Source organism: Ignatzschineria sp. PL_is040, assembly GCF_055813795.1.
The window spans coordinates 30740-44323 of the sequence record NZ_JBVPGU010000001.1 but is presented as its reverse complement, the minus strand read 5'-3'; the positions used below and the strand labels follow the sequence as shown (position 1 = coordinate 44323).

The 13584-nt window shown below is 39.7% G+C and carries 13 protein-coding genes and 2 tRNA genes; 3 read left to right on the top strand and 12 right to left on the bottom strand.

The window, feature by feature from the left end:
- Positions 1–42: 42 nt before the first annotated feature.
- The 10 genes from yidD to AC0SAP_RS00175 form a co-directional block, all read right to left on the bottom strand.
- Complete coding sequence (yidD, locus tag AC0SAP_RS00220; RefSeq protein WP_094568251.1) at positions 43–252, bottom strand: membrane protein insertion efficiency factor YidD; 210 nt, start codon at positions 250–252, stop codon at positions 43–45.
- Positions 237–632, bottom strand: a complete 396-nt coding sequence (gene rnpA / locus AC0SAP_RS00215) for a ribonuclease P protein component (RefSeq protein WP_109236145.1) — start codon at positions 630–632, stop codon at positions 237–239. Before rnpA ends, yidD begins: the two co-directional genes overlap by 16 nt.
- A 117-nt stretch (positions 633–749) precedes the next feature.
- Complete coding sequence (gene rpmH, locus AC0SAP_RS00210; RefSeq protein WP_026878661.1) at positions 750–884, bottom strand: 50S ribosomal protein L34; 135 nt, start codon at positions 882–884, stop codon at positions 750–752.
- 166 nt (positions 885–1050) lie between these two features.
- On the bottom strand, positions 1051–2262 hold the full coding sequence (gene metK / locus AC0SAP_RS00205; RefSeq protein WP_473382296.1) for a methionine adenosyltransferase: 1212 nt from the start codon (positions 2260–2262) through the stop codon (positions 1051–1053).
- 580 nt (positions 2263–2842) lie between these two features.
- A complete protein-coding gene (gene leuA / locus AC0SAP_RS00200; RefSeq protein ID WP_473382295.1) occupies positions 2843–4525 on the bottom strand; it encodes a 2-isopropylmalate synthase in 1683 nt (560 codons plus the stop codon).
- Between the two features lie 175 nt (positions 4526–4700).
- Positions 4701–4835, bottom strand: coding sequence for a hypothetical protein (locus tag AC0SAP_RS00195; RefSeq protein ID WP_473382294.1), 135 nt, complete (start codon positions 4833–4835; stop codon positions 4701–4703).
- 432 nt (positions 4836–5267) lie between these two features.
- Complete coding sequence (locus AC0SAP_RS00190) at positions 5268–5534, bottom strand: oxidative damage protection protein (RefSeq protein ID WP_094568254.1); 267 nt, start codon at positions 5532–5534, stop codon at positions 5268–5270.
- Positions 5535–5719: 185 nt separating this feature from the next.
- A tRNA-Gln gene (locus AC0SAP_RS00185) sits at positions 5720–5794 on the bottom strand.
- 7 nt (positions 5795–5801) lie between these two features.
- Complete coding sequence (locus AC0SAP_RS00180) at positions 5802–6761, bottom strand: ribose-phosphate pyrophosphokinase (RefSeq protein ID WP_109235285.1); 960 nt, start codon at positions 6759–6761, stop codon at positions 5802–5804.
- Positions 6762–6885: 124 nt separating this feature from the next.
- Positions 6886–6960, bottom strand: a tRNA-Gln gene (locus AC0SAP_RS00175).
- Between the two features lie 185 nt (positions 6961–7145).
- Between AC0SAP_RS00175 and lolB the strand changes: the two genes are divergently transcribed.
- Both lolB and ispE read left to right on the top strand, forming a co-directional pair.
- Positions 7146–7703: a lipoprotein insertase outer membrane protein LolB gene (gene lolB, locus AC0SAP_RS00170; RefSeq protein ID WP_473382292.1), complete on the top strand. Its 558-nt coding sequence runs from the start codon at positions 7146–7148 to the stop codon at positions 7701–7703.
- An 8-nt stretch (positions 7704–7711) separates the two neighbouring features.
- The gene (ispE, locus tag AC0SAP_RS00165; RefSeq protein ID WP_473382291.1) at positions 7712–8593 is read left to right on the top strand and encodes a 4-(cytidine 5'-diphospho)-2-C-methyl-D-erythritol kinase; all 882 of its coding nucleotides are present in this window, start codon (positions 7712–7714) and stop codon (positions 8591–8593) included.
- 236 nt (positions 8594–8829) lie between these two features.
- On the opposite strand, the gene AC0SAP_RS00160 is transcribed toward ispE, so the two are convergent.
- Complete coding sequence (locus AC0SAP_RS00160; protein ID WP_473382290.1) at positions 8830–10407, bottom strand: B12-binding domain-containing radical SAM protein; 1578 nt, start codon at positions 10405–10407, stop codon at positions 8830–8832.
- Positions 10408–10461: 54 nt separating this feature from the next.
- The gene (xpt, locus tag AC0SAP_RS00155; RefSeq protein WP_109235282.1) at positions 10462–11034 is read right to left on the bottom strand and encodes a xanthine phosphoribosyltransferase; all 573 of its coding nucleotides are present in this window, start codon (positions 11032–11034) and stop codon (positions 10462–10464) included.
- A gap of 508 nt (positions 11035–11542) precedes the next feature.
- Here xpt and AC0SAP_RS00150 point away from each other — a divergent pair.
- Positions 11543–13522 carry an FUSC family protein gene (locus tag AC0SAP_RS00150; RefSeq protein WP_473382288.1) on the top strand — a complete coding sequence of 660 codons (1980 nt, stop codon included), beginning with the start codon at positions 11543–11545 and terminating at the stop codon, positions 13520–13522.
- Positions 13523–13584: the final 62 nt, after the last annotated feature.

The window sequence follows — 13584 nt, the reverse complement described above, 5'->3', positions numbered from 1 at the left end:
AAATAATTTCTTTAATAAATGTTAAAACAAATTGAGAAGCTCCTAAGGTACAGGATCTTCCCCACCTTTACAAAGTGGCTGACAACGAACAAGCCGTTTAATTGTCAACCAACTTCCTTTGATTGCACCATATCGCGTAATTGCTTCTAAAGCATAAGTTGAACAAGTCGGCTCAAAGCGACATTGATTCCCCACTAGTGGGCTCAAAAAATATTTATAAAACTTAATAAGCCATATCAAGATTGTACGCATATTTTATTGATCTGTTCCCAATGTTTTTCAAGTGAAGCGTGTAATGCTAATGAATTATGCACATCTGTCGTTGCTCGACTCATCACAACAATATCAAGCCCCTTTAAAAGTGCTTGATGTCTTCGAAATGACTCTCGAACCACTCGCTTTACAAGATTTCGATCTACTGCTCTTTTAAAGTTCTTTTTTGAAATCGCCAGACCTAATCTCGGCACTCTCAAATCTAAAGTATTCTCCTGCTCTTTTGAGTCAGATCGCTTTACTAGTTTAACTAATATAAGGAAAGAGCGATCTTTAAAACTACGGTTATCTTTAAACACCGCACTATAATCTTGTGCGGTTAATAACCTCTTCTCTCTTCCAAATTGAAAATTATTCATATCGATATATCTGATCTCAATAGATACTAACGCAATAGAGCACATTGCAAAACAAAAAGGCGCCTATTATTCAACGATAACAAGCGCCTTGAATCTTTAGAAATTGATTCTATTTAATTATGCTGATAAACGAGCACGTCCACGAGCACGGCGACGATTGATCACTTTACGACCATTTTTTGTAGCCATACGCGCACGGAAACCGTGGTTACGTTTTCTTTTGATTAAGCTTGGTTGAAATGTACGTTTCATACCTAAATCCCTTTATTTATATAAGTGACAATACTCGTAGCGGTTACTGTTAGCACTACGAGTATCAAATTCATACTAAGACAACGGAATATTCTAGCTTTTTCCACTGCAATGTCAAGAATAATTGCATCAAGATGGAGAGAGAATAACCATTTATCTTTGCCAATTAAGACTCTTTAAGACCCGCGTCTTCTCTGAGGATATCAGCCTTATCTGTCTTCTCCCAACTGAAAGCTGTTGCCGTAGTTGTAGTTCCATCTGCAACCTCATATTCGACCTCATAAGGGTGGCGACCAAAGTGACCATAACTAGCAGTTGGAAGATAGATAGGATGCAAGAGATCTAACATCGTAATAATGCCATAAGGGCGAAGATCAAAATGTTTACGCACTAATGCTTCAATCTCTGCTTCAGGAATCTTATTCGTTCCAAACGTAGTGATCGAAATAGAGGTTGGCTCTGCAACACCAATAGCATAAGAGACCTGAATCTCACACTTATCGGCTAATCCGGCAGCTACAATATTCTTTGCAACATAACGTCCTGCATATGCAGCTGATCGATCCACTTTAGAAGGATCTTTTCCAGAGAAAGCACCCCCACCATGGCGCGCCATACCACCATATGTATCAACAATAATCTTACGTCCTGTTAAGCCACAATCTCCCACTGGCCCACCAATTGTGAAGCTACCTGTCGGGTTGATATGATATTTTGTCTCTTTTGTTAACCACTCTGCAGGAAGTGTCTTTTTAATGATCAGCTCCATCACAGCTTCTTCCAAATCTTTCGCTTTGACTTCCTCATCATGTTGCGTTGAAAGAACAACAGCATCAACGTGAGAAATGGAACCATCATTATTGTAGGCAAAAGTCACCTGACTCTTAGCATCAGGACGAAGCCATGAAAGCTGACGACTTTTACGTGCTTCTGACTGACACTCCATTAATCGGTGTGCAAATGTAATAGGTGCCGGCATTAAGACATCGGTCTCATTCGATGCATAACCAAACATCAAGCCTTGATCCCCCGCTCCTTGCTCTTCTGGCAATTTACGGTCTACACCTTGAGCGATCTCGCTACTCTGTTTACCGATGATATTTAAGACACCACAAGTTTTACCATCAAAGCCTACTTTTGAAGAATCATAACCAATATCTGTAATTACACGTCTGACGAGATCTTCAAGATCTACCCAAGCATTTGTAGTTACTTCACCAGCAACGATCGCAACACCTGTTTTAACAAGCGTCTCACACGCGACTCGCGCACCCTTGTCTTCCTTAATAAGAGCATCAAGGACAGCATCAGAGATCTGATCTGCCACCTTATCTGGATGGCCTTCCGATACTGATTCAGAGGTAAATAAATATGTCATACTTCTCTTCTTTTAATGTTCAATAGTAAAAAAACTGCTCCCAAGCTCTTTAGTTTTACCCTTCAGTCTTACTCATTAGACCTACGCTTTAGATCTGTATGAGGGGCTTATATCAGCTTGAAAAAGTTTAAAAAGGATTCAATTAGCTCCGGTAATTCTACCATTTTCTCCCATTATGTGCCGAATAAAATATCTTTCAACAAAATGGGGATTGAGCTATTTCTTTCATACTCCTTCCCTCTCGCTTCCCCATATCACCACTCTCTCCAAACAACTAAAATATAATTCAATTAGTTACCAAAGAGAATAAGCCCCACCAAGATAATGATACAAGATAGAATCAATTTCATAAAAAACCGGAAAAACTGACAAGTCTAATAAGAATGATGAGGCTGATAAAGAAGAGGAGTGATAGAAGACAATAAAAAAGGATGGTACCACATATACTCTATTAATAGTCTCCGTAGCTGATTGCTGCTACTGATCACCGTTGCTGATCAAGATTCCATATAAAATTAATAGTATTAATATTGTTGATACCATCCTTAAAGATCCCTAAAAGCCCCTCTAAAGGATCTACTTAAAAGGAAAGATAATCTTTTGCTAATGCTCTATTTAATGCCGAGATAACAGCCTTCAATGAAGATCGTGATGTATTAGCATGTGTTGCTGCACCAAAGAGCGTACGGTTACCGATCTGCATCTCCACATAGGAGACAGCATGCGCTGATGAGCCCTTACTTCTGGCGTGTTCGCTATAATCTACGACATCTACATCCCAAGCAAAAAGCTCATTCACCCCATTCACTAAAGCCGCTATAGGTCCATTCCCTGTTGCTTTTAATACTTTCTCTCCCGTCGGAGTCTTCAAGGTTAACATCATAGAAGTATTGCCTTCCGCATCCTCTTCAATATCGATTGGTATCTTGATCTCTAATAGAGGATCAATATTGAAGTACTCTCTTTCAAAGATCTCATAAAGATGATTTGAGGTAAGCTCTACCCCTTCACCATCAGCAACCTCTTGTGCAACTTTACTAAATTCGATCTGTAATCGTCTAGGAAGCTCAATACCATGATCTTCTTCAAGAAGATAAGTAACTCCCCCTTTACCTGATTGACTATTCACTCGGATCACAGCCTCATAAGAGCGACCTAAATCAAATGGATCAATCGGCAAGTAAGGCACTCTCCAATGTTGCTCAGGATTCTCTTTCATATCAGACAATCCTTTTCTAATCGCATCTTGATGTGATCCTGAGAAGGCTGTAAAGACAAGCTCACCAGCATAAGGGTGACGAGGATGAACTGGTAAATCAGTACAATACTCCACCTCTCTAACAACCGTGTTGATCTTACTAAAATCTAAACCAGGATGAAGTCCTTGAGAATACATGTTGAGCGCAACTGTGACTAAATCCACATTCCCTGTTCGCTCACCATGCCCAAAAAGACACCCCTCTACACGATCAGCGCCGGCCATTAAAGCAAGCTCTGTCGCCGCAACAGCACAACCACGGTCATTATGGACGTGAGCACTGATGACAACAGAATCACGACAACTAATATGATCACAGAACCACTCAATCTGATCTGCATAAACATTAGGTGTTGACATCTCAACAGTTGCCGGTAAGTTTAAAATTAACTTATTCTCTGGTGTTGGCTTAAAGACCTCACAGACAGCTTCACAAACCTCGAGTGAAAATGGCAATTCTGCATCGGAGAAGATTTCAGGAGAGTATTCAAAATGCCATTCCGTTTCAGGATACTTTAATGATTCAGTTAAAATCATCTCACCACCTTTTACGGCTAATGCTTTAATCTCCGGCTTCTCCATCTTAAAGACAACACGCCTAAAAGTGGGAGAGACAGCATTATAGTAATGAATAATTGCTTTCTTAACCCCTTTTAATGCTTCAAATGTCTTTGTGATAAGATCTTGGCGCGATTGTGTTAATACCTGAATCGTCACATCATCTGGAATACGATTCTCCTCAATCAATTTACGTACAAAACTAAATTCTGTATCGGAAGCTGATGGAAATCCTACCTCAATCTCTTTAAAGCCACACTCAATCAAAAGATCAAACATCCGAATCTTCTTCTCAACACTCATTGGTTCAATCAGTGATTGGTTACCATCACGTAAATCTGAACTTAACCAACGTGGCACTTTAGTAATCTCTTTATTAGGCCAAGTACGGTTTGTATAGTTAGGAACTTCAAAGCGTTGATATTTCTGTTCAGGATTAGGGACCATAATTAAATTCTCCTCTACTTTTATTAGTATGCTATTTCTGCGCACTCAATATGCGCTTATTATCAATAAATCGATGAATCAAAAAAAAGGGGGGAAACAAAAAGGAAAGGTAGCAATTGCCGAAAGTGAGTACCTCAATCATCGATCACAAGAGAGATAGATGACCGACAAGATTCTACTCTTCCCAATCAAAAAAGCTAAAGAGTAGTTGTAAACTATAGGTTAAGACATGCCAACGGACGAAATGATCATTTCGTGTTGTGATATTGATTAAGGTATTTTTATCTGAGAAAGAAACTAAGGGATTCATAATCACACCAAAGAGAACTACGGACTTCTAAAATCTTTAAAATAAGCAGATTTAGGCTGCAACCATTGCGGTTACAGCAGAATAAGTCGTAGTGGTAGAAGTGTGATGTTTTTAGTTTTCATAAGAAAAACCTTACCCTCTTTTAAAAAAGAGTTCAAGCTTTATTTTAAATGAATGATTTTCAATCAATCACTATTCAGTAATTTTCTTGATGAATAGAACTCAAGAGCAAGTGAGTAGAAGAGAAGAAAAAGAGAAGTGGCGAAGAGATAACATAAAACGATAGTATCACGCTTTAGAAAGTCATTTAAAACAATAGGTCATCACAAAAAAAAGGATGTGGCTCTAAAGCTCACATCCTCTTAATGGTAAGGTAATTTGTAATTTCCAATTATTCTCCTCACCACCATCTCTACATTCATTATTAAGCAACTATTGAGGCTTAAATGCATCCGGCATATCCGCACCATCACCAAAAAAGAAATCGTGCATCTGTTTTTCTAAAAACTCTCTCGATTTAGGATCAAGTGGGTTAATACGATACTCATTAATTAAAATTGTTTGCGCTCTTAACCATTGTTGCCATGCTTCATTAGAGACATTTTCAAAAATTTGCTTTCCTAGCTCCCCAGGATACATCTGTCTTGGCATACCTTCTGCTTCTTTTTGCAATTTGACACAAAAAACTTTACGTGACATAAACTTCTCCTCAAGTTAATTCATCTGATCTCAGTTAAACTGATCTCAATTGATTTGATCTCTAATTTCGATTCTCCATTATATAGAATGCCCCGATAGATTGCTGAAGAATCTCCTTATCGTTAGAAGATCAGACAAGAAAAAAGGTATCACTCTAACGAGTAATACCTTTTCATCTTTTTATATGGCTGGGCTACCAGGATTCGAACCTGGGAATGGCGGGATCAAAACCCGCTGCCTTACCGCTTGGCTATAGCCCAATAAATTTTATTCCATTGAGAAGAGTGTACTCACTGATTCCTCTTCATGGATGCGACTGATAGTATTAGCAATCACATCTGCAATTGAAAGAACTCGAATCTTTTCACAGTTTCTAGCTTCTTCACGGAGAGGTATTGTATCAGTTACAATCATTTCGTCAAGCCCTGAACCCTCAATATTTTCAATTGCTTTTCCAGAGAAGATCGGATGCGTACAATATGCTCTAACAGTCTTCGCACCACGAGATTTTAAAACTTTCGCAGCTGACGCTAATGTACCCGCTGTATCAACAATATCATCAACAATGATACAGTTACGACCCTCAACCTCACCAATAATGTTCATTACTTCAGCAACATTTGGCGCTGGGCGACGTTTATCAATAATCACTAAATCTGCGCCTGGAATCTGTTTTGCAACAGAACGAGCACGAAGTACGCCACCGACATCAGGAGAGACGACAGTGATATCTTCAGCACCCTGAGCAATGATATCATTTTGGATAACTGATGATGCATAGATATTATCCACAGGAATTTCGAAGAACCCTTGAATTTGATCAGCATGAAGATCGATAGTCAATACACGATCACAACCTACACTTGTAATCATATTTGCAACAACTTTTGCAGAGATAGGTACACGAGCTGAACGAGGACGACGATCCTGTCTTGAGTAGCCATAGTAAGGAATTACCGCCGTAATTCTACCTGCTGACGCTCTACGAAGCGCATCACATGCTACCAGAAGTTCCATTAAATTATCATTAGTTGGATAACAAGTTGGCTGAATAAAAAAGACATCTTTACCACGAACATTTTCATTGATAGAGATCATCACTTCCCCATCTGAGAAGCGCCCTACTGTCGCATCTCCTAACTCAAGCCCTAAATGTTCAACTACCTTTTTAGCTAACTCTGGATTGGCGTTGCCGGTAAACACCATCATCTGGTCTTTGCTACTCATTACAAAGAATCCTCTATCAATAAAGAAAATTTTCGAAAATTAAAATAGAAAAAGGTATTGCAACTATTTGTAATTTACCTCTTGACATAATCAACTCAATTACAGTGCAATACCTTTCATAATATGGCTGGGCTACCAGGATTCGAACCTGGGAATGGCGGGATCAAAACCCGCTGCCTTACCGCTTGGCTATAGCCCATCAGAAGAACAACTATTATAAACATTTATAATTTGAAGTCTAGCTTTATTTATGTCTTATTTTCGACCAACTTAACTTCTGTTTATAAGTCGCTTCAAAGTGTAGAATGTCATTCTCTTTTAAGAGATTTCTTTCTGCGCTGTGTAACGACGGAAACAATTCTATCAAACTTTTTTTAAAAAACCATGAAAAGATCAAAAATTATCCCTTTTATTTTTTTTACTTTAGCAGTCACCGCCTGTACAACCCCTAATTATGGGTCATTAGAGGAATCTGACTACTATAAAGTTTTTGGCAGAACTGCAATCAAGCATCCGACACAGAGCGGGCAAGTGAGCTTTGCTATCGAACAGGCCAAAAATAGTGCGATCAATATTATCATTCAAGGACCTTTTGCCCAAGGTCGTGCAGATATCGAGATCGCCGACAATGAAACAACCATTACAATCGATGAACAGACCTTTAAGGATCGAGGTCCCGATCAACTCTTTTATAACCTTACCGGCATCGAATGGCCTGTGTCAGGCACTCAAAATTGGATTAAAGGAAAACCCTACCACCCCGATACTCACATCACTTACGATAAAGATGGAAAGATAGAGCGTTTCAATGAAGATGGTTGGAATATTAGTTACCAGGAGTGGACCACTAAGAGTGGGGTAGAACTCCCCTTAAAGATGACAATCACCCGTGACAACGATATTCGCTTACGTTTCTTAATTGACAATTGGATTATTCGATAAGGTAAACAATGCAATATTACCCTTCCCCTGCCAAAATCAATCGTATGCTTCGAGTCATTCGACGCGAAGCTAATGGTTACCACTATCTACAAACGGTTTTTCAATTCACCGATCTCTATGATGAGATCGGCTATCAAATTACCGATCATCCTGAGATCACCTTCCACTACCCTCATATCAATTTCCCGAAGGAAGAAGATCTTATCTATCGCGCCATTATGGCACTCAAAGATGCGACCCAATGCACCAAAGGGGTGATGATTGATCTTGTCAAAAATCTTCCAATGGGTGCCGGCATCGGGGGTGGCAGCTCCAATGCAGCAACAACCCTAATCGTATTGAATAAACTATGGGAACTCAATCTCACAAAGGAGCAACTGATCGATATCGGGAGTCAATTAGGAGCGGATGTCCCTATCTTTATCTATGGAAGAAGTGCATGGGGAGAGGGAATAGGTGAAAAACTAACGCCCCTCGATCTCCCTGAAGAACGCTTCTTAATGATCAATCCCGGCATTCACATCAGTACTAAAGTGATCTTTAAGAGCCCTTTTCTACCCCGAAACTCAGCGATGATGAATGAGTATTATTTCGATCAATCTCGTGCGCTTAATGATTGCTTGCCGGCAATATATCACCACTATCCTGAGATGGAGCAGATCATGAAAAGGCTCATAGCGCTCGATTTTGATCCTTATATTACCGGTACAGGTTCATGTCTCTATATTAAAGAGCCCGCCAAAGAGAGCGATGGAGAGACTAAGTATCAACAAATCAGAGAACTTGCCACACAGCATCAATGGCAGCTCATCCCCTTCCAAAGCTGCAATATTTCACCTCTTTATAGCGCTTACCCTCAACTAAAACCTTATGAAGAAAGGATAGATTAGAAGTCAGCTCATGAAATGAGCTTATGAAATAGGTCTCAGAAACTGGTTTCTAGAATTGGTTTCTAGAATTGGTTTCTGGAATGGGTTTCCGGAGTGAGTTTAGATTAAATCTGGCGCAAATTGAGACTTATAAAATGTCATTGCATAAAAAACACCATTGAGTGAGATCTCATTTCAATGGTGTTTGAGTGGGGAGAGCGATAGATATTGAAGAAATTGAATCTTATCTAATCAATTTAGACTCGATGTTGCCTTTGTCGTTGCGGCAACGCCTCATGGAGTCGCTCCTCTTTATTCGCCTTCCGATCTCTTTCAAAGAGTAACTCATCAGGTCTTTCACCGAGATACTTCGGCCATCCTTTAATTCCTGTGCGTAAAAAATCCTGCCGCATCACTTCTCGAACCCGCTCAACGCTATATCCTCTCTCCTCCACTAGATAGAGATAGATCGCTTTAAAGAGTCGATCTAAAGCAATAGCATATGCTCGACCGAAACTTTGATAGAGTGCGCGAGCTAACGCCCTAAACTCCTCAAAAGGTTTATCAGCAAGAATAAGCGGTAACGTTTCACGATAACGGCCTGAGTTTGCGATAAGGTCCCAAAACTTTGCAAAGCGTTCCATCTCCATTACTTCAGGAAATGGTAGCTCTCGATTTTGTAAGATTGAATAGGGAGGCTCTTGGCTAAATCGATATTGAAATTCATTGGTATGACGAATAATCGGCACTCCTTTAAGTCGTTTCAAAATACCGACCTGAATCTCTTGAGGCTCCCATGACCAGAGCTCATTAAACCCTACAGCAAAACTCTCCAAATCCTCATCAGGCAATCCCACAATAAGATCGACATGGAGATGGACATCGGTATTTTTTGAGAGCCAAGAGATATTCTCTTTCGCAACCGGAAGATTAGTACGTCGTGAAATAAGATGTTGAGTTGTGCTATTGAGTGTCTGAATACCTATCTCAAATTGCAATGAGCCATCTGGAAACTCTAAGATCTTTGCTTTTAATTCATCAGAAAGATAATCAGGCACTAACTCAAAATGAAGAAAGAGGGGATCATCGGGATTCTCGGCAATTTTCTGTAGAAAAAAATCTAAAATCGCTAATGTAAAATCTTTCTTTAAGTTAAAAGTTCGATCGACAAACTTATATTGACGCAACCCTCGACGATAGAGATCATCCATCGCTTCTAAAAAAGGCTCTAGAGGAAAACGCCATGCAGTTTTATCTAGACTTGAAAGGCAAAATTCACATTTAAAAGGACAGCCTCGAGAAGCCTCGATATAGACCGTTCGATATTTAATATCCTCTTCTGTATAGAGGTAATAGGGCAATTTAATCTCCGATAATGGCGGTTCTATCCCCTTTATAACTTTACTTTCCCAAGGCTGATTCTCAATCAGAAGTGATTTTGCCAGTTGATAAAAACTGATATCACCCCACCCAGTAATCAGATAATCAATCAGAGGAAATATCTCAATCTCTTCATACTCATAAGAGACTTCAGGGCCGCCGATTGTAATAATCAGATCCGGCATTAGTGCACGAAGATCTCGAATAAGTAGTGTCGTCTCCCTAAAATTCCAGATATAGATTCCAAAAGAGACGATTTTAGGTTGACGATGATAGATCTCCTCTAACATCGCCTCCCTATTTTGTTGAATCGTAAACTCAAGGATCTCTGCCCGTTCTTCTAGCTCATAAAGATTCGCCTTTAGGTAACGAAGCCCCAGTGAGGCATGGGAATAACGCGCATTTAATGTAATTAATAAAATATCCATCTGTCCTTGTATCGACTCTCTTGTCATTGGAATCTTTCTCTAAATCTAAATTAATATTCCTAACAACAATACTCCTAACAACTACTCTTCAATAAATGAAACTTTACCACCGGCAAGTGAGGCAACACGCGCGAGAGATTGAACATTAATTCCCTCTTTTTCTAACCTTGCACGTCCTTCTTGGAAACTCTTCTCAATAATAAAGCCCATACCAGAAAGCGTTGCTCCAGCTTGATCAATTAATGATTTCACACCTAACGCCGCATTACCATTTGCCAAGAAGTCATCAATGAAGAGAACATTATCCTCTTTAGAGAGATACTCTTCACTGACACAAACATTGTATGTACGATCCTTAGTGAACGAGTAAACTGTTGAAAGGTACATTTTTTCCATTGTTTTTGGTGTTTTCTTCTTCACAAACACAACTGGAAGCTCTAATAGGTAGCCTAACATAATCGCTGGCGCGATACCGCTTGCTTCAATCGTAATAATTTTATTGATCGGGAGCGTTGCAAAACGGCGAACAAACTCTACCGCAATCGATTTCATTAAGATCGGATCCATTTGGTGGTTAATAAAGCTATCAACCTTTAAGGTCCCATCATCAAATGCTAAACCATCTTGGACAATTCTTTCGTGAAGCAGTTTCATAAATACCTTTTGTTTCTAATAGAGCACCAGCGGTGAACAGATTACATGATATCCCACATCATTCATTAGAGATCGAATAATCGATAAGAATAATCGATAATGATTACCATCACACTTATTGTTAAGTGCTAATATAGTGAGGAATATCAAAAAAAATTTGTGCAATATTGTAGCCTAAATCGAGGGAATATGCCCTACTTTATTCCCATCTCATGGGCTTCTCTATTTACGATACCCCTATTACACAGGTTGCCTATAATAATATTCCGCATCCATTCATATGGTTGTACATATCTGTGTGTCCATCTGTACATTTGTATATCTGTGCATCTGTATATATGAGGCATGTAGCATGTGTATATATAAATGTATGCGTTAAATATATGCGTGCACAAATAGGTTACTATCGAAATTACTGTCAAAATTGCTATCAAAGTACATTACCAGTTTGATAGCACCCCATTGATGGCGTAGCACAAAAATAATTATAAAGGAGATTTAAAGCATTATGATGAAAAAAGTCACTGATCTTCTCAAAGAAGCCATTGCTGTTAATAATCGACCCTGGCCCTGGGAGAGAGCAATCGGTGCCGGAATCGCCATGACACTTCCTATCTTAATTGGAATTTGGCTAGATCAGTTACAGTATGGGCTTATTGCAGGATTAGGGGGCTTTACCTATCTCTATGCCTTTCCTATCCCTTATGCCCAACTCTCAAAGCGTCTACTATTTGTTGCTATAACTATTGTAACCTGCTCTTTTCTCGGCTCAATATTATCCCCTTATCCGTTCGCTGTTGCTATTGTGATGGGTCTAATTGCCGGGATTAGTCTCTTTATTTTTAATGCACTACGTTTTATCGGTCCTTCGGCAATATTTTTTGTCTTAATTTTTGCTTTAACAGCAGATATGGCTGAAACAGACCTTATCGGCGCTCTAACACGCGCGGGATTAGTGGCTATCGGAGCGTTGCTCTCTTGGATTATTGCAATGAGTGGCTTTCTCCTCAATCCTCATCGCCCTGAAATTAGAGCGATCCGTAGAGCCTATCAACAATTAACCACATTTACAGAGAGTATCGGGACAGATCAATTTCAGGAGGAGAAGTATAAAACAATGGGGGTCTTCAAGGAGAGCTTTGACACCTTAATTGCCGGCGAACTCCCTTGGCAACCCTCCGAAACATATCGTCGCCTCCTGCATCTTGCCATTGAAGGAAATGAGTACTTTTTAACAATCCTCAATAATTGCTCCGCTGATAACACAGCTATTGACCCCGAACTAGCGCTCTATCTGCAACGCTCCTTACAAAAAATCGAATCTGATATTGATCATCAATTTCTCAATAGAAAAAATAGAAATATCCTTCTCCATAATCGCTCGAAAAAGGATAATAGTAGTACTACCGCAGATATCGATACCCCCAAATTGCCGACACTCTCTCCATCAATGGCGATTATTACGCAACAGCTCAAAAAAATGGAGCAAGCCTTACATGCACCTCTTGCAGAATTGGAACCTGTTACATTAGAGAGCAAAACATCTGTTAAAGATCTCCTAGTGAATGCCTTCGATCGTAACTCGCTTGTCTTTTTAACAGCTATCCGTTTTAGTGTTGTCACTACAATGGCTGCGCTTATCGCCTATAGCTTCGACTTCACTCGCTCTTACTGGATACCACTCTCCTGTGTCGCTGTAATGTCTGGTGAATCGATGATCGCAACACTACATCGCGCCATTCAACGCTCAATTGGTACTTTTATCGGAATTATCATTGCCAGCTCAATTCTCTACTTTAAACCTTCTGGCTATCCCATCGCACTCTTTATCCTCTTCTTTACAGCGACAATCGAGCTTTTCATTATCCGTAACTACGGTTTGGCAGTAATCTTTATTACCCCCAATGCGCTTCTCTTAGCCGAAACAATCACCGGCGGAGAATTTTCATTCTTCCACTTCTCTAGCGCAAGAATGATCGATGTCGTTATCGGAAGTGCGATCGGTATTATCGGTGTTCTTCTAATGGGAAAACGATCTGCTTCAGTACGTATCCCACGAATTTTAATGCGCACATTACGAAACCAGTCTCAAATGATTCTTCTACTCTTCTCTCGAGAGAAAGCGAGTACTGAAAGGCAGATTCAAGCTCGACTAATAAAGATGAAAACTAACTTAAATAATCTTATGGCACTCTATAATGCAGCTATCGGAGAGATCCCTAAAAAGAGAGAGTTGTTAGAATACTACTGGCCGATTATCTACTCAATGGAGAAACTTGCCTTCCTTCTCGAGAGTGCAGCTGAGAAACCATCCCGTCCCATTCTAAAAGAGAAAGATCTAGCATCTCTGCTCTTTCTATTTGAAACTCTCGCGAATGCTGCTCAATATTCAGAAGCAGAAAAGATCAAGCCAATCCCTGAAATAGAAGGTTTTGATAGTATTCAGCGCGAAATCGATACCCTGCAACAAGCTTTTGCAAGCCAATAACTATCAAAAGAAGGAGTGCTGAAAAAATTCCCATTGAAATAAGTTATTTGTAATAGCTGTTA

Coding starts and splice junctions, on each gene's coding strand:
- rpmH (WP_026878661.1), bottom strand. CDS start 884: ATGAAACGTACATTTCAACCAAGCTTAATCAAAAGAAAACGTAACCAC.
- AC0SAP_RS00180 (WP_109235285.1), bottom strand. CDS start 6,761: ATGAGTAGCAAAGACCAGATGATGGTGTTTACCGGCAACGCCAATCCA.
- AC0SAP_RS00160 (WP_473382290.1), bottom strand. CDS start 10,407: ATGACAAGAGAGTCGATACAAGGACAGATGGATATTTTATTAATTACA.
- ispE (WP_473382291.1), top strand. CDS start 7,712: ATGCAATATTACCCTTCCCCTGCCAAAATCAATCGTATGCTTCGAGTC.
- leuA (WP_473382295.1), bottom strand. CDS start 4,525: ATGGTCCCTAATCCTGAACAGAAATATCAACGCTTTGAAGTTCCTAAC.
- lolB (WP_473382292.1), top strand. CDS start 7,146: ATGAAAAGATCAAAAATTATCCCTTTTATTTTTTTTACTTTAGCAGTC.
- xpt (WP_109235282.1), bottom strand. CDS start 11,034: ATGAAACTGCTTCACGAAAGAATTGTCCAAGATGGTTTAGCATTTGAT.
- yidD (WP_094568251.1), bottom strand. CDS start 252: ATGCGTACAATCTTGATATGGCTTATTAAGTTTTATAAATATTTTTTG.
- metK (WP_473382296.1), bottom strand. CDS start 2,262: ATGACATATTTATTTACCTCTGAATCAGTATCGGAAGGCCATCCAGAT.
- rnpA (WP_109236145.1), bottom strand. CDS start 632: ATGAATAATTTTCAATTTGGAAGAGAGAAGAGGTTATTAACCGCACAA.
- AC0SAP_RS00190 (WP_094568254.1), bottom strand. CDS start 5,534: ATGTCACGTAAAGTTTTTTGTGTCAAATTGCAAAAAGAAGCAGAAGGT.
- AC0SAP_RS00195 (WP_473382294.1), bottom strand. CDS start 4,835: ATGAATCCCTTAGTTTCTTTCTCAGATAAAAATACCTTAATCAATATC.
- AC0SAP_RS00150 (WP_473382288.1), top strand. CDS start 11,543: ATGATGAAAAAAGTCACTGATCTTCTCAAAGAAGCCATTGCTGTTAAT.